Below are 24911 nucleotides of genomic sequence, written 5' to 3'. Positions count from 1 at the left end.
CTATTTTGCGCGCCGCGCGGGCGGGTGTTTCTGGCGCCAGCGGGCTTGCAACCAGTCGGGCAGCAGGTTTTCCACCTCCAGCCCGACGTCGTGCAGGGCCTGGCGGCAGTCGATCCAGTCGGTGTCGGCGGCGTTGGTGATTTGGGTTGCGTGGCCTGCGTCCAGCGCGGCGAGGGCGGCGGCCACCATCTTGCGGTCGGCCAGGTCGGTGACGGCCTCGGCCAGCTCGGGCGGCAGCACGGCGTTGCCATTCTTGTCGAGCAGCACATCGACCCACACCACCTCGCCGCGATCCATCTTGTGCATCAGGGCCAGCCAGCCGTAGTCCTGCTCGGTGAGCTTGTGGCGGTATTCGCCGCAGACATGCCAGTCCACGTCGAGCACGGCGTGGCGCGTGGGGTCGGCCTCGAAGGCTTCGAGCCAGTCGAACACCTGCTGGCGCAGCGCGGCTTCTTCCACGGGGGTGGCGTCCTGGCGAAAGGGCGAGCCCTCGTCGACCGCGCTGGCGACGATGAGCACATTGGTGTCCACCAGGCGGGCCTGCATCGCTCCTGCCTCAGCCATCGGCGGTTTCCCTTAAACGCAGTGCGCGTGCCCGGGCCTGCTCGCGCGCCTCGCCCATCGCGTCGCCAAAAAAGCGCGGCGGCCAGTTGCGCACGGCGCCAAATTCGTCCACGTCCAGCGGCACCAGCACGGCATCGGCCCCCTTGCGCTCGACGAACAGCATGCGGCACTGCGCGGTGCTGGTCTGGCGCCGGGCGATCAGGGTTTGCATGCGGCGGAACAGGTGCTCGGAATGGGTTTCGACGAGAAACTGCACCTGGCGCTGCTGGCTCACCTCGGCAAACATTTCGGCCAGCACGGCCTGGGCCAGCGGGTGCAGGTGGATTTCGGGCTCTTCCAGCAGCACGGTGCTGCCCGGCGGTGCGCAGTAGGCCACGGCCAGCACCGGCAGCACCTGCGACACGCCCACGCCCACGTCGCGCAGGTTGGCCACCACGCCGTCGTGGTGCACCAGCACCTCGTAGCGGCCCGATCGGCCCACGGCGCGCACGCTGAGCTGCTCGGCCATGCCCATGCGCTGCAGCCAGTGCGACACGCTGCGCAGCACGCTGCCCTGGTGCTCGGACGGCAGCAGGGTGTTGGCCAGCAGCGCGTCGATGGCCTTGTGGCCGTCGCTGCCCACCTCGCCGGGCGCCGTCTTGTTCCACACATAGTCGCGCTCGGGGCGGCGGCGCAGCGGGCCGAGGTAGACGATGCCCTCCAGCTCGCGGCGCAGGGCCAGGCTCAGGTCCTGCAGGTGGGCGCCGTCGCTGCCCAGCAGGGCCAGGGCCTCGGCAGGGAGGGCGATGGAGCGCTCGGGCGCGAGCTGCGGGCCCTTGCCGCGCGGGCGGGGCTCGTCGTCCACGTACACCGCGTAGGCGCCGCGCTCGCGCCGCACAGCCCGGAAGCGCCGCGCCACGGTGGACAGCTCCAATTCCTGGATGGCCACCGCCCCGCTGGCCGTCTGCCCGTAGCTGCAGGCAAAGCGCCCGTGGCGCACACGCTCGCCCTCGGGCCGCTGGAAGCTGAGTGCGATGGAGAACTGGCGCGGTGCGGCCGCGCCGCGTGCCAGCACCGCATCAAAGCCGCCAAAGTGAAAGTAGTCGTTGGCCTCATCCCCGCCCAGGTTCAGGTGGATGGTGCGGTCGGGCGAGGCCACGGTCTGCTTGAGCAGCAGCAGGCTTTGCAGCAGCGTGGACTTGCCCGACGAGTTGCTGCCCAGCAGCATCGTCACGGGCGCCAGTTGCACCGGGCCGCTGTCGCGCCAGGCCTTGAGGTTCTGCAGGTGGAGTTGGTCGATCATGGCAAGGGCATCTTACGCGGCGTGCAGGTTTGAATAAAAACGGCCTACAGCGCTTATCTGACATGCGCAAACAGCTATCAAATATGTAGCTAATCCTTGAGCGCCAGACGGCGCGCCAGCTTGTGCAGGTTGCTGGCGTCGATGTCCAGCTCGCGCGCGGCGCGCGCCCAGTTGCCGGCGTGGCGGGCCAGGGCGGCCTGGATGCAACGGCGCTGGCAATCATCCACCGCGTCGCGCAGCGTGCCCGGTGCCTCCGGTGCGGGCCCGGTGGCGGGCGCCACGGGGGGCAGGGCCGGTGAGGTGCCCGGGGTGCCGGGGCCTTGCAGGGCATCCAGGTCGAGCAGGGCGGCCTCCAGGGTCACGATGTCGTTGCGCGCAGCGCCGCGGCTCAGGGCCTTGAGCGCGGCGCGGCTCACCACGTGTTCCAGTTCGCGGATGTTGCCAGGCCAGGGGTAGCGGCGCAGCGCGTCCTGCGCGCCGGGCGACAGGCGCAGGCTGCGCAGGCCCAGCCGGGCGCGGTTCAGCTCCAGAAAGCGGCCCGCCAGCAGCAGCACATCGTTGCCGCGCTCGCGCAGCGGCGGAATGGGCACGGGGTACACCGAGAGCCGGTGGTACAGGTCTGCGCGGAAGTCGCCCGCAGCCACCTGCTCGCGCAGGTTGCGGTTGGTGGCTGCTACCACGCGTACGTCCACGCGGCGCGGGCGGTCGGCGCCCAGGCGCTGGATCTCGCCGTTCTGCAACGTGCGCAGCAGCTTGGCCTGCACGGCCAGCGGCAGCTCGCCCACTTCGTCGAGGAACAGGGTGCCGCCCTCGGCGGCTTCAAAGCGCCCGGGCCGGTCGGTGACTGCGCCCGAGAACGCGCCGCGCACGTGGCCAAACAGCTCGCTTTCGGCCAGCGACTCCGGCAGCGCCGCGCAGTTCACGTGTACCAGCGGGCGCGCAGCGCGTGGCGACTGGCGGTGCAGCAGGCGCGCAAAAAGCTCCTTCCCCACACCGGTCTCGCCCAGCAGCAGCACCGGCAGGTCCGAGCCCGCCACCACCTCCAGCTCGTGCAGCAGGCGCAACAGGGGCTCGCTCTGGCCGACGATCTCCATGTCGCCATCGCCTGCACGGGTGGTGCGCCCGTCGTCGGCGCTGCGGGTGGGGGGGGCGCTGCGCAGCGCCTGCACCTCGCGCTCCAGCCGCGAGATGCGCACGGCCGCCTCCACCAGCACCTTGCAGTCGGCCAGCGCGGCGCGTGCGGCTTCGCCAAAGGTGCCGGTCTGTAGTGCGTCGAGCGTGAGCACACCCCAGGGCTGGCCGTCCACCTGCAGGCTCACGCCCATGCAGTCGTGCACGGGCAGGGGCTCGCCCACCAGGGTGTCGAGCAGGCCGTCGTAGGGGTCGGGCAAGGTGCTGTCGTGGTCAAAGCAGGTCACCTCGCGCCGCGCCAGGATGGCCGCCAGCCGCGGGTGCTGGCCCACGGCAAAGCGGCGCCCCAGCGCCTCGCGCACCAGGCCCTCCACGGCCACGGGGCGCAGGTGGTCCTGTTCCAGCTGCAGCAGCGCCACAGCGCCGCAGTGAAAGCGGGCCCGCAAGTGGTCCACCAGCCGCTGCAGGCGCACGGCCTGGGGCAGGTCGGTCGAGAGGTCGGCCAGAAGGGGAGTGTCGGTCATGGTGATAAATACCCTTTGCGGGTGAAATGTACCCGCAAAACAAAAGGTAAAAAACACCCTGGATGCTGCAAGTGATTGTTTTGCAAGGCAACCGGTGCTGGCGTGTGGCTTGCAACAAGAGCGTGTGTTTGCTTTATCTGAAACCACAACCATGAATTCACGCCACGCACTGCATTGGGAGGCCCGCCATGGGTAACTATCGAAAACTCTGGTTCACGCTGATTGGCGTGCTCATCGTCACTTTCAGCCTGCTGGGTTACTACGGCGCCGAGGTGTACCGCACGGCGCCGCCGATCCCGGCAAAGATCACGACGGCTGGGGGGGAGGTTCTGTACACGCACGACAGCATCCTCGATGGCCAGACCGCCTGGCAATCGGTGGGTGGCATGCAGCTGGGCTCCATCTGGGGCCACGGCGCCTACCAGGCACCCGACTGGACGGCCGACTGGCTGCACCGCGAGCTGCTCAACTGGCTGGAAGTGGCCGCCGAGCGCAAGCACGGCAAGTCGTTTGCCGAGCTGGACGCCAGCGACCAGGCGGTGCTGCGCGACCGCATGAAGACCGAATACCGCACCAACACCTACAACCCCGAAACGGGTGAGGCCACGGTGTCGTCCACACGGGCCGATGCGATATCGATGACGGCGCTGTACTACGACCGGCTGTTCAGCGATGCGCCCGAGATGCAAAAGACGCGCGAGAACTTTGCGATGAAGGAGAACACCCTGCCCAGCGCCGAGCGGCGCGCGCAGATGACAGGCTTCTTCTTCTGGACCGCCTGGGCCGCCGCCACCGAGCGCCCGGCCGACGTGGGCGGCAGTGGCGCCACCTACACCAACAACTGGCCGCATGAGCCGCTGATCGGCAACAAGCCCACGGCCGAGAACATGGTCTGGTCGGTGATGAGCGTGGTCGTGATGATGGCGGGCGTGGGCTTCCTGGTGTGGGGCTGGGCCTTCCTGCGCAAGCACGATGAGGCCGACCCCGAGCCGCCCAAGCACGACCCGCTCTCGCGCGTCCCGCTCACGCCTTCACAGCGCGCCCTGGGCAAGTACCTGTTCCTCATCGTGGCGCTGTTCAGCTTCCAGGTGATGCTGGGCGGCTTTACCGCGCACTACACGGTGGAGGGGCAGCAGTTTTACGGCATCAACGTGTCGCAGTGGTTCCCCTATTCGCTGGTGCGCACCTGGCACATCCAGAGCGCGCTGTTCTGGATCGCCACGGGGTTCCTGGCCGCAGGGCTGTTCCTCGCGCCGCTCATCAACGGTGGCAAGGACCCGGCCTACCAGAAGCTTGGTGTGGACATCCTCTTCTGGGCGCTGGTCGTCGTCGTCGTCGGCTCGTTCGCCGGCAACTACCTGGCCATCGCGCAGATCATGCCGCCCGAGTGGAACTTCTGGCTGGGCCACCAGGGCTATGAATACGTGGACCTGGGCCGCCTGTGGCAGATCGGCAAGTTCACCGGCGTGGCCTTCTGGCTGGTGCTGATGCTGCGCGGCATCGTGCCCGCCTTCCGCCAGCCCGGCGACAAGAACCTGCTGGCGCTGCTCACGGCGTCGGTGGTGGCCATCGGCCTGTTCTACGGCGCGGGCTTCTTCTACGGCGAGCGCACCCACCTGTCGGTGATGGAGTACTGGCGCTGGTGGGTGGTGCACCTGTGGGTCGAGGGCTTCTTTGAAGTGTTCGCTACCACGGCGCTGGCCTTCATCTTCTCCACGCTGGGCCTCGTGTCGCCACGCATGGCCACGGCTGCCAGCCTGGCCTCGGCATCGCTGTTCATGCTGGGCGGCGTGCCCGGCACCTTCCACCACCTGTACTTCAGCGGCACCACCACGCCGGTGATGGCGGTGGGTGCATCGTTCAGCGCGCTCGAAGTGGTGCCCCTGGTGGTGCTGGGCCATGAGGCCTGGGAACACTGGCGCCTGCAGCACCGCGCGAAGTGGATGGCCAACCTCAAGTGGCCGCTGATGTGCTTCGTGGCCGTGGCCTTCTGGAACATGCTGGGCGCGGGCGTCTTCGGCTTCATGATCAACCCGCCGATCGCGCTGTATTACCTACAAGGTTTGAACACCACGCCGGTGCACGCCCATGCTGCGCTGTTCGGTGTGTATGGCTTCCTGGCGCTGGGCTTCACGCTGCTGGTGCTGCGCTATATCCGCCCGCAGCTGGTGTTCAGCGAACGCCTCATGAAGACGGGCTTCTGGTGGCTCAACGCCGGCCTGGTGCTGATGATTGCCACCAGCCTGCTGCCGATTGGCCTGTTCCAGTTCCACGCCAGCGTGAGCGAAGGCCTGTGGTACGCCCGGGGCGAGGGCTTCATGCAGCAGCCCTTCATGCAGACCTTGCGCTGGGTGCGCACCTTCGGTGACGTGGTCTTCATCGTGGGCGCGCTGGCGATGGCCTGGCAGGTGGTGAGCGGGCTGTTCGGCTCGCGCGCACCGGCAGAGGCGGGCCCTTACCTGGCGCAAGCGCGTCGCTGAAATCAATGCACCGTGCGCGGCAGCCGCCACCAGCGGCAGCCGCGCACACCCCTGAGCAGCCCACAAGGACGGACCATGAACATCGACAAATTCAAGCACCAGCACACCGACATCCTGCGCGGCATCGCCATGTTGCGCGCGCTGGCGCAATCGGGGGTGGAGGCCAACGCCAGCGCCATCGCCCAGGGCATCGTGGCCATGAGCGGCACCATCAAGCTGCACCTGGCCGTGGAAGACCAGGTGCTGTACCCCGCGCTGCAGCGCGGTGGCAACGCCGAGCTGGCCCGCATGGGCCGCCAGTACCAGAGCGAGATGACTTCCATCGCCAGCGCCTACGACGCCTTTGCGCGCCGCTGGAACACCGCCGACGGCGTGCGCCGCGATGCACAGGGTTTCCGCAACGAGGCCAACGTGGTGCTGCGCCGCGTGTTCGAGCGCATGCAACGCGAAAACCATGACTTCTATCCGCGCATCGAGGAGGAAGAAGCCACCGCCTGCCATTGAGCAGCACCCTCCTGCACCCCACTGCATGCCTGCGCATGCACCTCTGATCCATCGGTAGGGCCTGACGGCACCTTCCTTTCTGCCGGTCCCTGTGCCGGCATTTTTTTACCCCTGCTTACCGCCCCAATTGTGTTGAATCAAACTACCTATAGTGTTTGATGGGTATCGTAGACACCATAGGTAGTGTTTTTTAACCCGTTCCACAGATTGGTCGAACCCATGGCGTCCACCCTTGCCACCTTGCCCCGCGAAGTCGTTTTGCGCAGCGGCCAGCGCGTTCCGTTTGATGCCGAACGCATCCGCGCCGCGCTGGCCAGCGCCGGGCAGGCCTCGGGTGAATACGGCGCCGACGAAGCGGCATTGCTAACCGCCCAGGTCACCAAGGTGCTCATCCACCGCTTCCACGGCCAGGCGCCCACCATCGAGCAGATCCAGGACGTGGCCGAGCAGACGCTGATCGCCGCCAACCACCTGGCCACCGCGCGTGCCTACATCGTCTACCGCGAGCAGCACGCCACGCTGCGTGCGGACAAGCAGACGCTGGTCGATGTGGAAAGCTCCATCAACGAATACCTCACGCGCGCCGACTGGCGCGTGAATGCCAACGCCAACCAGGGCTATTCGCTGGGCGGGCTGATCCTGAACGTCGCGGGCAAGGTCACGGCCAACTACTGGCTGTCGCACGTGTACACGCCCGAGATCGGCGATGCGCACAGGAGCGGCGACCTGCACATCCACGACCTCGACATGCTCAGCGGCTACTGCGCGGGTTGGTCGCTGCGCACGCTGCTGCACGAGGGCCTGAACGGCGTGCCCGGCAAGGTGGAGGCGGGGCCGCCCAAGCACATGAGTTCGGCCGTGGGGCAGATCGTGAACTTTCTGGGCACGCTGCAGAACGAGTGGGCGGGCGCGCAGGCGTTCTCGTCGTTCGACACCTACATGGCACCGTTTGTGCGCATCGATGCCATGGACTACGCCGCCGTGCGCCAGTGCATCCAGGAGCTGGTCTACAACCTCAACGTGCCCTCGCGCTGGGGCACGCAGACGCCGTTCACCAACCTCACCTTCGACTGGACCTGTCCCGAGGACCTGCGCGAGCAGGTGCCCGTGATCGCTGGCAAAGAGATGCCCTTCGCATACGGCGACCTGCAGGCCGAGATGGACCTTATCAACCGCGCCTATATCGACGTGATGACCACGGGCGATGCCAAGGGCCGCGTGTTCACCTTCCCCATCCCCACCTACAACATCACCAAGGACTTCCCCTGGGAGAGCGAGAACGCGCAGCTGCTGTTCGACATGACCGCCAAGTACGGTCTGCCGTACTTCCAGAACTTCATCAACTCCGAGCTGGAGCCCAACATGGTGCGCTCCATGTGCTGCCGCCTGCAGCTGGATTTGCGTGAATTGCTCAAGCGTGGCAACGGCCTGTTCGGCAGCGCCGAGCAGACCGGCAGCCTGGGCGTGGTGACGATCAACTGCGCGCGGCTGGGCTACCTGCATGCGGGTGATGAAGCAGGCCTGCTCGCCGCGCTCGACCGCCTGATGGAACTGGGCAAACAAAGCCTGGAGACCAAACGCAAGCTCATCCAGCGCCTCATGGACCAGGGCCTGTTCCCCTATACCAAGCGCTACCTGGGCACCTTGCGCAACCACTTCAGCACGCTGGGCGTGAACGGCATCAACGAGATGGTGCGCAACTTCACGGCGGACCAGCACGACATCACCAGCGACTGGGGCCATGCGTTTGCCGTGCGCCTGCTCGACCACGTGCGCGAGCGCATGACGGCCTTTCAGGAGGAAACCGGCCACCTCTACAACCTGGAGGCCACGCCCGCCGAAGGCACCACCTACCGCTTTGCCAAGGAAGACAAAAAGCGCTGGCCCGGCATCCTGCAGGCCGGCACGGAGCAGCAGCCCTACTACACCAACTCCTCGCAGCTGCCTGTCGGCTTCACCGACGACCCGTTCGAGGCCCTGATGCGGCAGGAGGCGCTGCAATCCAAATACACCGGCGGTACCGTGCTGCATCTGTACATGGGCGAGCGCTTGTCCAGCGGTGCGGCCTGCCGCGATCTGGTGCGGCGCGCGCTCACGCGCTTTCGCCTGCCCTACATCACCGTCACGCCCACGTTCTCGATCTGCCCCACACACGGCTACCTGGCGGGCGAGCACCCGTTCTGCCCGCGCTGCGACGAAGAGCGGCTGGACGCCAAGCGGCGGCGTCTGGTCGCCTAGATTTTGAGCAAAAGTGGCCCTGGCGCTTGATGGTCAAGCGCAAGCAGCTATCAAAACAGAAGCAAACCATTTCCTCCACCCCCGAAAGGACCCCGGCATGAGCCATTTCTCCGCCACCGAACACACCGCCATCTCCAGCGCCGCCGCCGTGCAGCTCACCGACGACGAGCGCCAGCCCTGCGAGGTCTGGACCCGCGTGATGGGCTACCACCGCCCCGTGGCCAGCTTCAACACCGGCAAACAGGGCGAACATGCCGAACGCCGCTTCTTCGCCGAAACGCACCGTGGCTCCAGCCGCAACGGCTGCTGAGCCTAGTGCCGCCGCCCTGCGCCTGGGCGGCATGACACCGCTGACCACCATCGATTTCCCCGGCCGCCTCGCGGCCGTTTTCTATTGCCAGGGGTGCCCCTGGCGCTGCGGGTATTGCCACAACCCCGGGCTGCTGGACGCCACCACGCCTCCCGCGTTGCCGTGGAACCAGGCGCTGCAGTTTTTGCACAGCCGCCGGGGCCTGCTCGATGGCGTGGTGTTTTCGGGCGGCGAGCCGACGCTGCAGGCCGCGCTGCCCGCTGCGGTGGACGCCGTGCGCGCACTGGGCCTGCAGACTGCGTTGCACACCGGCGGCATGTACCCCGGGCGGCTGGCGGCACTGCTGCCGCGCCTCCACTGGGTGGGGCTGGACATCAAGGCCCTGCCGCAGCGCTACGACGCCATCACCGCCACCCACGGCAGCGGCGCGCGCGCCTGGGCCGCGCTCGATGCCATGCTGGCCCATGGCATCGACCACGAATGCCGCACCACCTGGCACGCGGGCCTGTTTGGTGTGGACGAACTGCTGGAACTGGCCCAGGCCCTGGCCGCGCGCGGGGTGCGGCATTGGGCGCTGCAGGAATGCCGCGTGCTTGACGCCCCGGCCTGGGCGCTTACGCCCGCACACCAGCAGCAACTGGCCGCGCTGTTTTCCGGATTCACCTTGCGCCGGGTGTAAGCGCCGGGTGTGAGCGCCGGGCGCAGATTTCCTGCGTTGCAATGGCCTGCATGAAATGAATCTGCAAATACTTCGGTTGTTGCACACGCTTTGATGCGCATCAGAGGTGATTTCCGCTACCAGCATGGACCATCCTTGCCATCGCCCCACAGGCACCACCAAGCAAGGAAATCCTCCATGAACCCCCTCGGCCTCCAGCTGCTGCAAGCGCTCAAAACCCACGGCGCGCGCGAAATTTTCGGCATCCCCGGCGACTTCATCCTGCCCCTGTTCAAGCAAATCGAGGAAAGCGGCATCCTGTCCCTGGTCACGCTCAGCCACGAACCCTCGCTGGGTTTTGCCGCCGATGCCGCCGCGCGCATGCACTGCGGGCTGGGCGTGGTGGCCGTCACCTACGGCGCGGGCGCGCTCAACGTGGTCAACGCGGTGGCGGGGGCCTATGCCGAGCGCTCGCCGCTGGTGGTGCTGGCCGGCTGCCCCGGCGAGGTCGAGGCGCACTCGGGCCTGGTGCTGCACCACCAGGTGCGCCATGTCGATTCGCAGTGGCGCATCTTCCGCGAGATCACCTGCGACCAAGTGCGCCTGTCCGACCCCGCCACCGCGCCAGCCGACCTTGCCCGCGTGCTGCGCAGCTGCCGCGAATACTCGCAGCCCGTGCTCATCGAGGTGCCGCGCGACATGACGCTGCACCCCATGGCCGAGGTGCCGGTGCTGCCCCCCAGCCCGTTCAACGCAGCCGCCGTGGCCGAATGCGCCGACGAATGGATGGCCCGCATCCAGGCGGCCCGGCGCCCCGTGCTGGTGGTGGACGTGGAGGTGCGCCGCTTTGGCCTGGAAGCCCGCGTGGCCGAACTCGCGCGCCGCCTTCAGCTGCCCGTGCTCACCACCTTCATGGGCCGGGGCCTGCTGGCCGAGGATGCGGGGCATGCCGGCGTGCCCTTCCACGGCACCTACCTGGGCGTGGCGGGCGCACCGGAGACCAGCGCGCTGCTGGACGACTCCGACCTGCCCGTGATGCTGGGCGCCATCCTGTCGGACAGCAACTTTGGTGTGAGCGCCCAGCGCATGGACTTCCGTCGCGCGCTCATTGCCGCGCACCGCGAGGCACGCGTAGGCCACCACCTGTACCAGGACATCCCCCTGGCCGCGCTGGTAGAGGCCCTGCTGGCGCGCGCCCCGGCCGCGGGCAGCCAGGCCCTGCGCACGCTGCCCCCCCGCCCGCCTACCCCGACGGCCTGGTGGCCGACGACACCCCTGTGTGCGCCGCCGACCTGAGCCGCGCCCTCAACGACCGCATCCGCACCCACGGCCCCATGAACATCGTGGCCGACATCGGCGACTGCCTCTTCGCCGCCATGGAGCTGCTGCCCACGCCTCTGGTGGCGCCGGGCTACTACGCGTCGATGGGCTTTGGCGTGCCGGCCGGCATTGGCGCCCAGGTGGCCACGGGCCAGCGCAGCCTGATTCTGGTGGGCGACGGCGCCTTCCAGATGACGGGCTGGGAGCTGGGCAACTGCCCGCGCCTGGGGCTAGACCCCATCGCCATCGTGCTCAACAACCAGACCTGGGAGATGATCCGCGCGTTCCAGACCGAATCGCGCTGCGCCGCCCTGGGCGACTGGCACCTGGCCCAGGCGGCCGATGCGCTGGGCGGGCGAGGCCACCGCGTACACACCCGCGCCCAGTTCAAGGCGGCGCTGGACGCAGCCTTTGCCGAGCGCGGGCGCTTCCAGCTCATCGAGCTGATGGTGCCGCCGGGTGACAGCACGCCCACGCTGCGGCGGTTTTCCGAGGGCATCCGGGCCTTGCGGGCACGGGCGACAGCGGGTTGACCGTAAACAGTCGGCAATATCTATTCAAAAACTCCCACCCACAAAGGAATACCTGGTAAATTTATCTATTCATATAATGATTCATGAGCCGTCCCTCCCCACACGCTGAGAACCTCCTTCGGGCCCTGCGCCGCCAGGGCGGTGTCGCCACCAGCGCCGAGCTGGTCACCGCCCTGGGCGTGAGCCAGCCCACGGTGTCGCGGGCCCTCATGCCGCTGGTGCGTGCGGGCCAGGTGCGCAAGGTGGGCGCGGCGCGCTCGCAGCGCTACCTGCTGCCGCGCGCGGTGGGCGAGGTGGGTGACGACATCCCCATCCTGCGGGTCAACACGGAGGGCGTACCCCAGCCGTTTGGCCGCATGGTGCCCCTGGCGGGCGGTGCCTACTGGGTGGACGAGGAGGATGGCGTGAGCGAGCGCCACGACAGCCTGCCCTGGTTTCTGGCCGACATGCGGCCCCAGGGCTTCATGGGCCGCAACTTCGCGCAGCTGCACCCCGACCTCTCGCTGAACACGGACCCGCGCCACTGGTCCGACGACGACGTGCTGCGCGCCCTGGCCCTGCGCGGCGAAGACCTGCCGGGCAACCTGCTGGTGGGCCAGGCATCGCTGGCGCGCTTTCATGCGCTGGGCCCGCGCCTGGCGCGCGCCGCCTCGGCCGATGACTACCCTGCGCTGGCCCGCAGCGCTTTGCAGGGGCAGCTGCCGGGCTCATCCGCCGGGGGCGAGCAGCCCAAGTTTTGCTGCGTGACCGCAGGGCGCAGCGTGATCGTGAAGTTTTCGAGTGCAGGCGTGAGCCCGGCCGACCAGCGCACGCGCGACTTGCTGCTGTGCGAGCACCTGGCCCTGCAGGTACTGGCGCAGGCCGGCCTGCCCGCCGCGCACACCGAAGCCTTTGTGCGCGACGGCCGGGTCTTTCTCGAATCCCAGCGCTTTGACCGCTGCTCGCCCTGGCAAGGCGGCCCCGCGGGCGCACCGCCCGGGCGCATCGGCATGGTGTCGCTGATGGTCTATGACGCGCAGTACGTCGGCGAAATGGACCACTGGGCCGCCACAGCGCAGCGCATGCAGGCCCGCGGCCTGCTGACCGCCAACGACGCCCGCGCCCTGCGCCTGCTGGAGGCCTACGGCGTGCTGATCGGCAACACCGACCGGCACTACGGCAATATCTCGCTGGTGCTGGTGGACGACGATTGGCGCCTGTCCCCCACCTACGACATGCTGCCCATGCTCTACATGCCCATCGCGGGCGAACTGGTGCCGCAGGACCTGGGCCTCCACAAGAAGGCGCCCACAGCGGCCACGATCGACGTGTGGCCGCAGGCCTGCGCGCTGGCAGGGGCTTTCTGGCGTGCCGTGGCCAGTGAGGGCCGGGTATCCGAAGAGTTCCGGGCTATTGCACAGGCCCATGCTGCCACCCTGGCGGCCCTGCACGGCTGAGGTCGGGCAAGCCCTCAGCCCGCGCCCACCACCCGCAGCACCTCGGCCCCATAGGCCTCCAGCTTCTTCGCCCCCATCCCGCTGATGCCCTGCAGGTCGTCGAGCGTGGCCGGGTTGCGCTCGGCAATCGCGGCCAGCGTGGCGTCGTGAAAAATGACGTAGGCGGGCAGGTTGTGCTCCTTGGCCACCTCGGCGCGCCAGGCCTTGAGGTTGATGAAGCGCACCTGCGCATCAGGCCCCAGGTTGGCGGCGGCGGCCGGGGGGGCGCTGCCCGTGCCCTTGCGGGTGCGCGTGCGCTTGGCCGGTGCGGCGGCGGTGGATTCGCGTAACTGCACCGGCACCTCGCCCTTGAGCACGGCGCGCGAGCCTTCGGTGAGGCACAGGGTGTCAAAGCTGTGGCCGCTGTCCAGCATCACCTTCTGCAGGCCCAGGGCGCCCGTGGCGATCAGCTGGCGCAGCACGCCGCGCAGCTGGGGCTCGGTCAGGTCCGCGCCGATGCCGAAGGTGGAGATTTTTTCGTGCCCAAACTGCGCGACCTTCTCGGTCTTCTTGCCGCGCAGGATGTCCATGATGTGCCCCGTGCCAAAGCTGATGCCGCTGGCCTGGTTCACGCGGTAGATGGTGGAGAGCAGCTTGCGTGCCGCATCCGTGGCGTCCCACACCGCAGGCGGGTTCAGGCAGTTGTCGCAGTTGCCGCAGGGTGTGGACTGCTCGCCAAAATACGCCAGCAGCCGCACGCGGCGGCAGTCGGTGGCTTCGGCCAGCGCCAGCAACGCATCCAGCTTGCCGCGCAGCGCCTGCTTGAACTCCTCGCCCGCCGGGCTCTCGTCGATCATGCGGCGCTGGTTGACCACGTCGTTCAGGCCATAGGCCATCCAGGCATCGGCGTTCAGCCCGTCGCGGCCCGCGCGGCCCGTCTCCTGGTAGTAGCCCTCGATGTTCTTGGGCATGTCCACATGGGCCACAAAGCGCACGTCGGGCTTGTCGATGCCCATGCCGAACGCGATGGTGGCCACCATCACGATGCCTTCCTCGCGCAGGAAGCGATCCTGGTTCTTCTGACGCACTTTCGTGTCCAGACCCGCGTGGTAGGGCAGGGCCGTGATGCCCGCGTCGCACAGCGTGGCGGCCAGCTCTTCCACGCGCTTCCTGGACTGGCAATACACCACGCCCGCCTCGCCCGCATGCTCGCGTTCGATGAAGCGCAGCAGCTGCGTGGTGACGTCCTTCTTTTCCTCAATGCGGTAGCGGATGTTGGGCCGGTCAAAGCTGCTGATGAACAGGCGCGCGTCTTCCAGCTGCAACCGCTCGATGATGTCGGCGCGTGTGAGGTCGTCGGCCGTGGCGGTGAGCGCAATGCGCGGCACGCCCGCATACCGCTCGTGCAGCACCGTGAGCGCGCGGTATTCGGGGCGAAAATCGTGGCCCCACTGGCTTACGCAATGCGCCTCGTCGATGGCAAACAGCGACAGGTGCCCGCCCTGGTACAGGCTGTCGAGCAGGCCCAGGAACCGCGGCGTGTTCAGCCGCTCGGGCGCAGCGTACAGCAGCGTGATGTCGCCGGTCTGCAGTCGCAGCTCCACGTCCTGCGCTTCGTCAAAACTCAGCGTGGAGTTGAGAAACGCGGCAGAAACCCCCGCCTCGTGCAGTGCCCCCACCTGGTCGTGCATCAGCGCAATCAGCGGCGACACCACGATGGTCACTCCACGCCCCTGCTGCTGGCGCACGATGGCCGGCACCTGGTAGCACAGGCTCTTGCCGCCGCCCGTGGGCATGAGCACCAGGGCGTCGCCGCCGCCAATCACATGCTCGACGATCGCTTGCTGCGGGCCGCGGAACTGTTCGTAGCCGAAGACGTCCTGCAGGACGGTGTGGGCGGGAGACAAAGCGGGGGACAGGCGGGAAGACAAGCAAATACTCTGAAATTGATAGCTGATAGCGCTTGTATATCAAGCGCTAGAGGCCAATTTGGCCAGTAATTTCGCGGCGAGTGTGCCCGCTCGCGAAGGGGCCTATTGTGCGCCGGGTGCCATGTCCCAAGGATTGATCAGCACCACGGGTGCGCTGGCAAAGTCGCTCACGTTGCGCGTGACCACGGCCAGGCCATGCTCCAGCGCCGTCGCGGCAATCAGCGAGTCGAAAGCCGCCATCGGCTTGCCCGCTGCCTCGGCCTGCGCGCACAGGCGCGCCCAATATCCGGCCGTATCCCGTGTGAAGGCCAGAGTCCGCTGCCCAAACCCCGCCTGCACACTGGCGAGCCAAGTGGCCAGTTCGCTCTGGCGGCGCGAAGGCGACAGTCGCACAATGCCCCGCTCCAGCTCGGCCAGTGTCAGAGCTGAGACAAACAGGTCGGCAGACGTGCGCGCGCCCATCCACTCCAGCACTGCGGGATTGGGCGCGGGCCGCACCAATTCAGACAGCAGGCAAGTGTCCAGCAGGTACTTCACTTCAGATCACTCCAGCGCCAACGTGCGAATGGGTTCGGCTGACCGTGCCGTATCCAGCGGCTCCCCACGTGGCGCCTGCAACAGCAGGGACACCAGTGCATCCTCGCCCGCCAGCCGCCGGTACTCGGGCGCGGCCATCAGCACCACGGCGTCGTTGCCACGCCGGGTAACCAGTTGGGGGCCTTCATTCAGTGCGCACTCCACCAGTTCGCTAAAGCGGCTTTTGGCGTCTTGTAGTTGCCAAGCATGCATAAAGGCTCCTTTTATTGATCTGACTAGACTGACTAGTATGATTGGGTGGCGTGATGCTGTCAAATCAAGAGGGCCTTGCCAATCACCGGCTTACAATTCCGCACGGTGCCCACCCTGCTTGCACACGAGCAAAAAAGGCTCTCTCTTCTTCCTCTTCATTGATTTCATGCGGCCTCTATTCACAGAGTGCGCTGCCGTGGCTTAAACGTGTGCACTTTCCCGGCGTTGCGCGCTCGCTGAAGAAAGGTTTCACATGAACAACATCGCTTCGTTTGCGCGTCAGGCGCAAACCCACCTACAAACGATTGCAGGCGCCGACCGTGCCAACGTCAAGCGGTCTCACGTCTATGAACTGATGGCCGCTGCGCTGGGGCTCGGCTCCCATGCCGCGCTGAAGGCCCATGGCCTGCTGTGCCCCCTGCCATCACAGCCGCTGTTGGCGCACTACGGCACTTTGCATCCCGGGCCTTGCGCGGCGCGGGCCGAGGCGCTGGGCATGGCCCGTGAGCGCAGCGGACCATTGGCACAGGCCCTGTGCGCGGACATGCCAGCGCATGCGCTGGGCCTGGTGCCATGGGAAGACATCCTCGAGGTCCTGCTTTCTGGCAGCCAAGAGTTGTACCGCGAAACGCCGCGCGACGATGCGTACTACGAGGCACTGGAAGCAGCGCTGGACAACGACCCCCACGCCTGGCCAGAAGATCCGGAACCCTTGCGCCTAAATAGCCCCTTCGTGTGCCAAGCCTTGCAAAAGGCAGCTGAGCAGGGCGAGGGGCGCGCCCACTTGGCGCTGGGTCTTCTGATCGAGCGCGGAGCCCGCGTGGACGCGGGGCATCAGGACGGAGACGACGATGAGGATGATGAAGACATGGACGACGTGCCCGATTCGCGGGCTGGCTTGTATTGGTACGAACGCCAGCAAAAGGGCGAGGTGCTGACAGGCGTCGAGTTGGAATGGGCCGAGGCTATGCAGAGCGCGTCCAGCGTCGCGCTGCGGCGTCGCGCGAGCGGGCCGCGCGCAGCAGCTCTGCCCGCGACCACTTCAACGCCGCAGCCGCATTGGGCCAGCACGATGCGTTGCTGTTGCTGGCGGACCGTTATGGCGACGACAGCTTCTTTGATCTGCAGGCGCCGCAGGTTCGTGCCGACCCTTTGTGGATCGCCGAACTCGCGCAGCGCGTAGGCCGCTATGAATGGACGCCTGCCTGGTTGGCATTGGCGGCCGAGCGTGGCGACATGCGGGCCATGCGCGAGCTGATGGAATCGTGGCACGCGGACGATCCGCTCAAGGTATGGACCTGGTTTCACTACGCCAAGTTGCTGGGTAAGGATCTCACCCAAGGCGACTACCGGGCTATTCACGAGGATGGCTCCAGCTACGACGACGATGTGGGTGGCCCCATGTTCGTAGACGGGGTGGATGGCATCGAACTCCCCACGGCGGATGAATCCGTGCGCCAAGAAGCTCTGCGGGCGGCGCATTCCTTGTTCGCACACATGAAGGCAAATTAGTCCAGGGTAGAAAGCCGTTTAGCCCGGCTTTCTACAATAGCGCCCTATGCAAGCCCTTCACTACACGCGCGCCGCGCAACTGCCCGACATCCTCGCCCAACGCATCGTCATCCTCGACGGCGCCATGGGCACCATGATCCAGCGCTTCAAGCTGGGCGAGGCGCAGTACCGGGGCGAGGGCTACAACGGCCCGGATGGGGCAGGTGACCGGTTCAAGGACTTCCCGCGTGACGTGAAGGGCAACAACGAGCTGCTCAGCATCACCCGGCCCGATGTGATCCGCGACATCCACGAGCGCTACCTGGCCGCAGGCGCCGACCTGATCGAGACCAACACCTTCGGCGCGACCACCATCGCGCAGGAGGACTACAAGATGGCCCACCTGGCGCGCGAGATGAATTTGAAATCTGCCCAGCTGGCCCGCGCCGCCTGTGACAAGTACAGCACGCCCGACAAGCCCCGCTTTGTCGCAGGCGCCCTCGGCCCCACGCCCAAGACGGCCAGTATCAGCCCCGACGTGAACGACCCCGGCGCGCGCAATGTGGATTTTGAGCAGCTGCGCGCCGCGTACTACGAGCAGACCGAAGCGCTGGTCGAGGGCGGCGCCGACGTGCTGCTGGTCGAGACCATCTTCGACACCCTGAACGCCAAGGCCGCGCTGTTCGCGATTGACGAGTTCTTTGACAAGAGCGGCGAGCGCCTGCCGCTGATCATCAGCGGCACCGTGACCGACGCATCGGGCCGCATCCTCTCCGGCCAGACCGTCACCGCCTTCTGGCACAGCGTGCGCCACTCGCGCCCGCTGGCCATCGGCCTGAACTGCGCGCTGGGCGCCACGCTGATGCGCCCCTACATCCAGGAACTGAACCGGGTGGCCGAGGACACCTTCATCAGCTGCTACCCCAACGCCGGCCTGCCCAACCCGATGAGCGACACCGGCTTTGACGAAACCCCCGAGATCACCAGCCGCCTGGTGCACGAGTTCGCGGCCGAGGGGCTGGTCAATATTCTGGGCGGCTGCTGTGGCACCACGCCAGACCATATTGGCGCCATCGCCAAGGCAGTCGAGAACGTGCCCACCCGCAAGATGTTCTACCCAGCAGAAGCCTAGAGTAGCTGCCCCCCTGAGTCGCCTGCGGCGCCTTCCCCCAAGGGGGACGCCGCCAGCGCGGCGGGGCGGCCCTTGCGCGGCGGCCTTTGGTCTGGGCCGCGCCGGTTTCGCGCGCTGCAGGTTTTGCAACGCCCACCCAAGGGTGAGAGATTCGCGCTGAATGAACGGTTTGTAGGAAAATTGGCACCTGGCGCTTGATGGTCAAGCGCCAGGTGCTATCTAATTAGTAGCAATTGTTGCCGCTCTGAAGTGCGGCAACGCAGTGCCGTTCCAGGCAGCCCACCATGATCGACAACGCTATCTTGCCCGCCGACACGGCACCTGCCGACGATGCTGCTCAAAAAGCCGCCGCCCACGCCGCGCTCAAGCTTGAAAAGCGCCTGGTTCGCCAGGTCGCCCAAGCCATCACGGATTTCGGCCTGATCGAAGACGGCGACAAGGTGATGGTGTGCGTGTCTGGCGGTAAGGACAGCTACGCCATGCTGGACGTGCTGCGGATGCTGCAGCAGCGCAACGGCCACAAGTTCGAGCTGATCGCCGTCAACCTGGACCAGAAGCAGCCGGGCTTTCCGGCCCATGTGCTGCCCGAGTATTTGACCCAGGTCGGCGTGCCTTTCCACATCGAAACGCAGGATACCTACAGCGTCGTTAAGGAGCACATCCCCGAAGGCAAGACCATGTGCAGCCTGTGCAGCCGCCTGCGCCGGGGCATCCTGTACCGCGTGGCGGACGAGCTGGGCTGCACCAAAATTGCGCTCGGCCACCACCGCGACGACATGCTGCAGACCTTCTTCTTGAACATGTTCTTTGGCGGCAAGCTCAAGGGCATGCCGCCCAAGGTGCAGAGCGACCGCGGCGACCACCTCATCATCCGCCCCCTGGCCTACGTGGCCGAAGACGACCTCACCCGCTGGGCCGAGCACCGCAACTTCCCCATCATCCCCTGCACGCTGTGCGGCAGCCAGGAGAACCTGCAGCGCAAGCAGATCGGCCAGATGCTGCGCGACTGGCAGCAGCTGTACCCCGGCCGCATCGAGAACATGGCCGTGGCGCTGCGCAACCTGGTGCCCTCGCACTTCATGGACCCGCGCCAGTTCGACTTCAAGGGCCTGGTGCCCAACGGCGTGCAGGATGCCGATGGCGACAAGGCCTTTGACGCCGAAGAACTGCCTGCGCAGGCCGTGGGCATGCTCGCGGGCCTGCCGCTGATGCCGCGCTGACCTGACACCGACGATTTCTAGATTGGGCCACCCCATGACCACCCCCATCAAAGCCCCCGAACTGCTCCTGCCCGCCGGCTCGCTCGACAAGATGCGCGCCGCCTACGACTTCGGTGCCGACGCGGTGTACGCCGGCCAGCCACGCTACTCCTTACGCGCACGCAACAACGAGTTCAAGCTGGAGCAGATCAAGCAAGGCATCGACGAGGGCCACGCGCGCGGCAAGAAGTTCTTTGTGACCAGCAACCTCATCGCCCACAACGACAAGATCCGCACCTACCTGCGCGACATCGAGCCCGTGATCGACTGCAAGCCGGACGCCCTCATCATGGCCGACGCGGGCCTGATCATGATGGTCAAGGAGAAGTGGCCCGAGCAGGTGATCCACCTCTCGGTGCAGGCCAACACCACCAACTGGGCGGCGGTGAAGTTCTGGCAGAAGATGGGTGTGGAGCGCATCATCCTCTCGCGCGAACTCAGCCTGGACGAGATCGAGAAAATCCGCCAGGAATGCCCCGACATGGAGCTGGAAGTGTTCGTGCACGGCGCGCTGTGCATTGCGTACTCGGGCCGGTGCCTGCTCAGCGGCTACTTCAATCACCGCGACCCCAACCAGGGCACTTGCACCAACGCCTGCCGCTGGAACTACGCCACGCACGACGCCGACATCGACCCCACCACGGGCGAAGCCATTGCCCAGAAGATGGAAGGCGACTTCAATTTCGAGGCCGCGCAGCAAAAGGCCGAGCAGGCCTTTGCCTCCACCACCGGCAACGGCGAGCGCCACCCCAAGGCCGACAAGGTCTACCTGATCGAAGAGGCCGGCCGCCCGGGGCAGATGATGCCCATCATGGAAGACGAGCACGGCACGTACATCATGAACAGCAAGGACCTGCGCGCGGTGGAGCACGTGGCCCGCCTCACGCAGATCGGCGTCGACTCGCTCAAGATCGAAGGCCGCACCAAGAGCCTGTACTACGTGGCCCGCACCGCCCAGGTCTACCGCCGCGCCATCGACGACGCCGTGGCCGGGCGGCCGTTCAACCCCGAGCTGCTCATCGAATTGGAAGGCCTGTCGAACCGCGGCTACACCGGCGGCCTGCTGGAGCGCCGCCCGAGCAACGATTACCAGAACTACATCAACGGGCACTCAGCAACGCAGCGCAGCCAGTATGTGGGCGAGGTACTGGGTGCCGAAGGCATTGCCGATGTGGGGCTGTCAGGAGACTGGGTGCAGGTGGAGACGAAGAACCACTTTGCGGTGGGCGACCTCATTGAAGTGGTCCACCCGAGCGGCAACATCACGGTGCGCTTGCAGGAGATGCGCAATGTGGAAGGCCAGCCGGTGAACGTGGCCCAGGGCAGCCCCGTGCGTGTGTGGATTGCGCTGCCTGCGCGCTACAGCGGGGCCCTGCTGGCGCGGGTGGTGGAGTCGCAGCCCGGAGCAGGAAAGACTGAGGCTGCGATGCTGGCCTGAGGCGATGCTGAATGAGTCGCCGCGGACTGCACAAAGCAGCGATGCGCGGCGCGCGAGCGACTTTTTCAGCATTGCCTTGCGCGGGCTGTTCACTACTGTGGATTCGCTTCAGAATCCCGCATGGCCATCCCCATCGACCTGTCCCGCAGCGCACTGCCGCCCGTAGCCCAGTTCCTGGCAGAAGCGGCGTTGCAGCGGCAGTCTGCTTTGCTGGGGCCGGATAAACCCGGGCCTGTCGCAGCGCCCGCTCCGCTTTCGGGGGCCGACCCCAGCGCTCCGCCGCCTTCGGTCGCATCCCCCAGTCCGCCCGCCGGGCCGCTGCCCACACCGGCCGACAAGGCAAGCATTTCACCGCAGGCGCGCGAGCAGTTGGCTGCGGGGTTTGACCCACGGGGTGGCGGCGCAGCCAATAGCGGTTTGCAGGGCGCGCGGGGTGATGGCGCGTTGCGGGCGGCACCTCCGGCGCTGCCCAGCGGTGCTCAAGCCGCGTCGCAGCCTTCAGGTTCGGCCACCACGTCGGGTGCGTCGGCGCTGCGCGGTGCGGCCTGGCCCACGTCAGGGCTGGGCGCACCGCTGCTGCGTCTGGTCAGCGCGCTGGTGGCGCAGGTGACGGCGCAGGCAGGTGTTCCGCAGCGCGTGGTGGCTGCGCAGCCCTGGCCCATCGGCATGGCCCAGGCGCTGGAGAGTGGCGCGCTGGATGCCGATCAGCCGCCGCTGCAGACCTGGCTGGTGCGCCAGGGCGTGGTGTTGACGCCCGAGGGGCCACGTGGCATGGCGCTCACCTTGCGCGCACCGGTCCCGTGGCTCGCTGCGCAGCAGGCGCAGACTGCAGGGTTGGGGGCAGGGGCGCAGACCAGCGCCGCGGGTGCGTTGCAGGTGCCCTTTGCCGGTGGCGGGCAGGCGCTGCAATCCGGAGTGATGGCCCTGGTGCTGCAGGGCATGGAGGCGGCTGCGCCGCGCACCAGCGCGCTGCTGGTCATGGATCTCCAACCGCAACTCGCTGCCGCCGTGTACGGCCGCGAGATGCTGCAGCAGGCGACCACAGGCCGGCTGGACCCCTGGACGCAGATGGCCGTGCTGCAAGCCAGCGGCCAGGTGCCGCGCGAGGACGAGCGTGCGCGCAATGGTGCGTCGGGCCTGTGCGATACGGTGGGCTGCCCTTACGCCGCGCGGGCTGCGTGCGTGCAGCCGTTCTGCCTGGCGATGCGCGGGGTTCTGCCGCCCGAGCCGGTGGGGCCGGCGCTGCCGGCCTGACCACGCAACAAACAACCGTGCCCACAAAAAACCGCCAGGGCCGGATCGCGGCGGCTGGCGGTGGTTTGTGGTCCTGTCTGCCTGAATGAGGTGATAGACCCCTCCTGATGCATATCCCTACCGTTCGGGCTGAGCCCGTCGAAGCCTTGCGCGGCGCTTCGACAAGCTCAGCGTGAGCGGTTTGTGTGGCGCTGACAACGCAAAGGGAGCGTCGCCAAAACCAGCGCACCCGTGGAACTGGCTCTGCCAGGCCACCGGGTGCGTCCCCCTCCGGGGGAAGCGGCGCAGCCGCTCAGGGGGTCAGGGATACAGCCCGCGCATTTCGCGCGCATGCAGGATGCGCTGGCAGGCCACGATGAAGGTGGCCGTGCGCAGGCTCACCTTGTGCTCCTGCGCCACATTCCATACGCCTGCGAAAGCCTCCTGCATGATGCGCACCAGGCGGGCGTTGATCTCGTCCTCGCTCCAGAAGAAGCTGGAGAAATCCTGCACCCATTCGAAGTAGCTCACCGTCACGCCGCCGGCGTTGGCGATCACGTCGGGCAGCACGAGCACGCCCTTGTCGTGCAGGATGTCGTCGGCCTCGGTGGTGGTGGGGCCGTTGGCGCCTTCGATCACCATCCTGGCCTTGATCTTGCCCGCGTTGTCCTTGGTGATCTGGCCTTCCAGCGCGGCAGGGATCAGGATCTCGCAGTCCACCGCCCAGAAGTCTTCATTGGCCAGCGCCTCTGCGCCGGCAAAGCCGCCCACGCCCCCGCGTTGCTTCACGTGGTCCAGCAGGGCGGCAACGTCCAGGCCGTTCTTGTTGATGATGGTGCCGGTGTGGTCCTGCACGGCCACCACCCTGGCGCCTGCATCGGCAAACAGCTTGCCCGCAGTACCGCCCACGTTGCCAAAGCCTTGCACGGCGATGCGCGCGCCTTCAATGGGCAGGCCGGTCAACTTGGCGGCTTCCACACCCACGGTGTACACCCCTCGGCCCGTGGCCTCCACGCGCCCCAGCGAGCCGCCCAGGTCCACCGGCTTGCCGGTGACCACGCCGGTGGCGGTGGCGCCCACGTTCATGGAGTAGGTGTCCATCATCCAGGCCATGATCTGGCCGTTGGTGTTCACGTCGGGGGCCGGGATGTCTTTGGAGGGGCCGATGAGCAGGCCGATCTCGCTGGTGTAGCGGCGCGTGAGGCGCTCCAGTTCACCCATCGAGAGCTTCTTGGGATCGACGCGGATACCGCCCTTGGCGCCGCCGTAGGGCACGTTCACCGCCGCGTTCTTGATCGACATCCAGGCCGACAGGGCCATCACTTCCGACAGCGTCACGTCCTGGTGAAAACGCACACCGCCCTTGCCGGGCCCACGGCTCAGGTTGTGCTGCACGCGGTAGCCCTCGAAGTGCGCGATTGCGCCGTTGTCCATCTCGATCGGTACGTCCACGATCAGGATGCGCTTGGGGCGCTTGAGCGTCTCCACCCAGCGGGCCAGATTGCCCAGGTACGGCGTGACACGGTCCACCTGCTGCAGGTAGTTGCCCCAGGGGCCGAGGTGGGTGGCGTCAAGGTAGGACGGCAGGGTGTGCGCAGCGCTGGCGGGGGTGGTGCCGGCGGCGCCTGTGGATGAAGACATGTGAAATTCCTTGTGGGATCTGTTCAAGCCACAAAGCTTATGCCTGCCGCCGCAGGCTGTCTAAGGCCGGAGTGTTTGCGGGTTATGCGTTTACAGCATGGGTCTGGGGCTGGCGGCCACTGCGCACCTCAGCGCTGCGGGTGGACGGCATTGCGCCGGAAACCTGCGTGCGCTGGCAACACGGCTCACGCCACGCTTGCGCTTGTTACCAATCCCTAACATTCGGTCGATAGACTCCACCCGCCCCGCGCGGACTGCCCGGTGCGGTGAACCGGTGCGCACAGGCTCCATGCCGCGTGCCTTCTCTTTGTCTGACTCCAAACGACTTTGACCTGGCTCTTGGGCCACAAGGGGATTGAATGAGTGTGATCTGTCCGGCCTGCACGGCCGTCAATCGGGACGGTGCCCGGCATTGCAAGAGCTGCGGAGGCACGCTGGGCGCGTTGCCGTTGCCGTTGCCAGTGCCCGCGCCCGCAGAAGCGGCCGTGGAAGCGCCGGTTCAGGAGCCCGTGCCGCCGCCCGCTGCCGCACCAGCACCAGCACCAGCACCAGCACCAGCACCAGCACCAGCACCAGCAGTGTTACCCGGAGCGCAACAGCCATCTGCTGGGCTACAGCCAGACGCGCCACTGAGCGTGGAGGACCTCGAAGAGACCTTACCCGCCCGCCGCCCGACCGCTCTGTATGCCGGGGTGGCAGTGGCCGGTGTTGCGCTGGTGGGCGCGCTGGCCTGGTGGCTGCTGCGCGATGCGCCGGCGGCCGCTTCGGTGCCGGTGGCAGCTCCTGCGGAGGCCACCGCCCCCACGGTGGCCCGAACGCCCGATGAAGACATCATCACGGAGGCGGCCGAACCCGCAGGGCCCGCCCCGGCAGAACCGGCGGTTGCGCTGGTACCCGACCCGGCGGTGGCCGCGGCGCCCTCTGCAGTGGCCAGCGCCCCTGCCCGCCCTGCACCTCCGCGGCCCCGGCCCGCCCCTGGCGACAGCAACGATCCTCCCTGGCAGCACCCGGGCTCGCGCGCACCGGCACCGGCCAGCC

At 67.2% G+C, this 24911-nt stretch carries 21 protein-coding genes and 1 pseudogene; 15 read left to right on the top strand and 7 right to left on the bottom strand.

What is annotated here, in order from left to right:
• From KYG_RS08925 to norR, 3 genes are all read right to left on the bottom strand, one after another.
• A complete protein-coding gene (locus KYG_RS08925) occupies positions 1–564 on the bottom strand; it encodes a hypothetical protein (RefSeq protein WP_139019344.1) in 564 nt (187 codons plus the stop codon).
• Positions 557–1846: a DUF3696 domain-containing protein gene (locus KYG_RS08920; RefSeq protein WP_008904552.1), complete on the bottom strand. Its 1290-nt coding sequence runs from the start codon at positions 1844–1846 to the stop codon at positions 557–559. The genes KYG_RS08925 and KYG_RS08920 overlap by 8 nt, the downstream gene beginning before the upstream one ends.
• 89 nt (positions 1847–1935) lie before the next feature.
• Positions 1936–3501, bottom strand: coding sequence for a nitric oxide reductase transcriptional regulator NorR (norR, locus tag KYG_RS08915; protein WP_008904551.1), 1566 nt, complete (start codon positions 3499–3501; stop codon positions 1936–1938).
• Between the two features lie 188 nt (positions 3502–3689).
• Between norR and KYG_RS08910 the strand changes: the two genes are divergently transcribed.
• From KYG_RS08910 to yjjJ, 8 genes are all read left to right on the top strand, one after another.
• Positions 3690–5981: a nitric-oxide reductase large subunit gene (locus KYG_RS08910; protein WP_008904550.1), complete on the top strand. Its 2292-nt coding sequence runs from the start codon at positions 3690–3692 to the stop codon at positions 5979–5981.
• Between the two features lie 75 nt (positions 5982–6056).
• Positions 6057–6485: a hemerythrin domain-containing protein gene (locus tag KYG_RS08905; RefSeq protein ID WP_008904549.1), complete on the top strand. Its 429-nt coding sequence runs from the start codon at positions 6057–6059 to the stop codon at positions 6483–6485.
• A gap of 219 nt (positions 6486–6704) precedes the next feature.
• Positions 6705–8723 carry a ribonucleoside triphosphate reductase gene (locus tag KYG_RS08900; RefSeq protein WP_008904548.1) on the top strand — a complete coding sequence of 673 codons (2019 nt, stop codon included), beginning with the start codon at positions 6705–6707 and terminating at the stop codon, positions 8721–8723.
• A 97-nt stretch (positions 8724–8820) separates the two neighbouring features.
• The gene (nrdD, locus tag KYG_RS08895) at positions 8821–9033 is read left to right on the top strand and encodes an anaerobic ribonucleoside-triphosphate reductase (RefSeq protein WP_008904547.1); all 213 of its coding nucleotides are present in this window, start codon (positions 8821–8823) and stop codon (positions 9031–9033) included.
• A 31-nt stretch (positions 9034–9064) separates the two neighbouring features.
• Complete coding sequence (locus KYG_RS08890) at positions 9065–9712, top strand: anaerobic ribonucleoside-triphosphate reductase activating protein (RefSeq protein WP_008904546.1); 648 nt, start codon at positions 9065–9067, stop codon at positions 9710–9712.
• A 177-nt stretch (positions 9713–9889) separates the two neighbouring features.
• Positions 9890–10987, top strand: coding sequence for a thiamine pyrophosphate-binding protein (locus KYG_RS08885; protein WP_008904545.1), 1098 nt, complete (start codon positions 9890–9892; stop codon positions 10985–10987).
• Entirely contained in the window at positions 10951–11544 is a 594-nt protein-coding gene (locus KYG_RS25130; protein ID WP_008904544.1) for a thiamine pyrophosphate-dependent enzyme, read from the top strand. Before KYG_RS08885 ends, KYG_RS25130 begins: the two co-directional genes overlap by 37 nt.
• Before the next feature lie 83 nt (positions 11545–11627).
• Entirely contained in the window at positions 11628–12980 is a 1353-nt protein-coding gene (gene yjjJ / locus KYG_RS08880) for a type II toxin-antitoxin system HipA family toxin YjjJ (RefSeq protein WP_008904543.1), read from the top strand.
• 14 nt (positions 12981–12994) lie between these two features.
• On the opposite strand, the gene recQ is transcribed toward yjjJ, so the two are convergent.
• The 3 genes from recQ to KYG_RS08865 form a co-directional block, all read right to left on the bottom strand.
• A complete protein-coding gene (recQ, locus tag KYG_RS08875) occupies positions 12995–14866 on the bottom strand; it encodes a DNA helicase RecQ (protein WP_008904542.1) in 1872 nt (623 codons plus the stop codon).
• A gap of 126 nt (positions 14867–14992) precedes the next feature.
• Positions 14993–15427, bottom strand: coding sequence for a type II toxin-antitoxin system VapC family toxin (locus KYG_RS08870; protein ID WP_008904541.1), 435 nt, complete (start codon positions 15425–15427; stop codon positions 14993–14995).
• A 6-nt stretch (positions 15428–15433) separates the two neighbouring features.
• Positions 15434–15679 carry a type II toxin-antitoxin system Phd/YefM family antitoxin gene (locus tag KYG_RS08865; protein WP_008904540.1) on the bottom strand — a complete coding sequence of 82 codons (246 nt, stop codon included), beginning with the start codon at positions 15677–15679 and terminating at the stop codon, positions 15434–15436.
• Between the two features lie 253 nt (positions 15680–15932).
• Here KYG_RS08865 and KYG_RS24350 point away from each other — a divergent pair, with 253 nt between their 5' ends.
• From KYG_RS24350 to KYG_RS08835, 6 genes are all read left to right on the top strand, one after another.
• Positions 15933–16862 carry a hypothetical protein gene (locus KYG_RS24350; protein ID WP_034693871.1) on the top strand — a complete coding sequence of 310 codons (930 nt, stop codon included), beginning with the start codon at positions 15933–15935 and terminating at the stop codon, positions 16860–16862.
• A complete protein-coding gene (locus tag KYG_RS23250) occupies positions 16832–17191 on the top strand; it encodes a hypothetical protein (protein ID WP_034693869.1) in 360 nt (119 codons plus the stop codon). The genes KYG_RS24350 and KYG_RS23250 overlap by 31 nt, the downstream gene beginning before the upstream one ends.
• A 46-nt stretch (positions 17192–17237) precedes the next feature.
• Positions 17238–18302, top strand: coding sequence for a homocysteine S-methyltransferase family protein (locus KYG_RS08850; RefSeq protein WP_008904537.1), 1065 nt, complete (start codon positions 17238–17240; stop codon positions 18300–18302).
• 284 nt (positions 18303–18586) lie between these two features.
• Complete coding sequence (gene ttcA, locus KYG_RS08845; RefSeq protein WP_008904536.1) at positions 18587–19522, top strand: tRNA 2-thiocytidine(32) synthetase TtcA; 936 nt, start codon at positions 18587–18589, stop codon at positions 19520–19522.
• 34 nt (positions 19523–19556) lie between these two features.
• Entirely contained in the window at positions 19557–20999 is a 1443-nt protein-coding gene (gene yegQ, locus KYG_RS08840; protein WP_008904535.1) for a tRNA 5-hydroxyuridine modification protein YegQ, read from the top strand.
• A gap of 120 nt (positions 21000–21119) precedes the next feature.
• Positions 21120–22253, top strand: a complete 1134-nt coding sequence (locus KYG_RS08835; protein WP_008904534.1) for a hypothetical protein — start codon at positions 21120–21122, stop codon at positions 22251–22253.
• 300 nt (positions 22254–22553) lie between these two features.
• On the opposite strand, the gene KYG_RS08830 is transcribed toward KYG_RS08835, so the two are convergent.
• A complete protein-coding gene (locus KYG_RS08830) occupies positions 22554–23873 on the bottom strand; it encodes a Glu/Leu/Phe/Val dehydrogenase (protein WP_008904533.1) in 1320 nt (439 codons plus the stop codon).
• 635 nt (positions 23874–24508) lie between these two features.
• Between KYG_RS08830 and KYG_RS24660 the strand changes: the two are divergent.
• Positions 24509–24911: pseudogene (locus tag KYG_RS24660) on the top strand (hypothetical protein); the annotation flags it as partial.

Source organism: Acidovorax sp. NO-1 (assembly GCF_000238595.1).
GTDB lineage: Bacteria > Pseudomonadota > Gammaproteobacteria > Burkholderiales > Burkholderiaceae_C > Acidovorax.
Note: the sequence above shows the minus strand (reverse complement) of the source record. Positions and strands in the feature narration are given on the sequence as shown.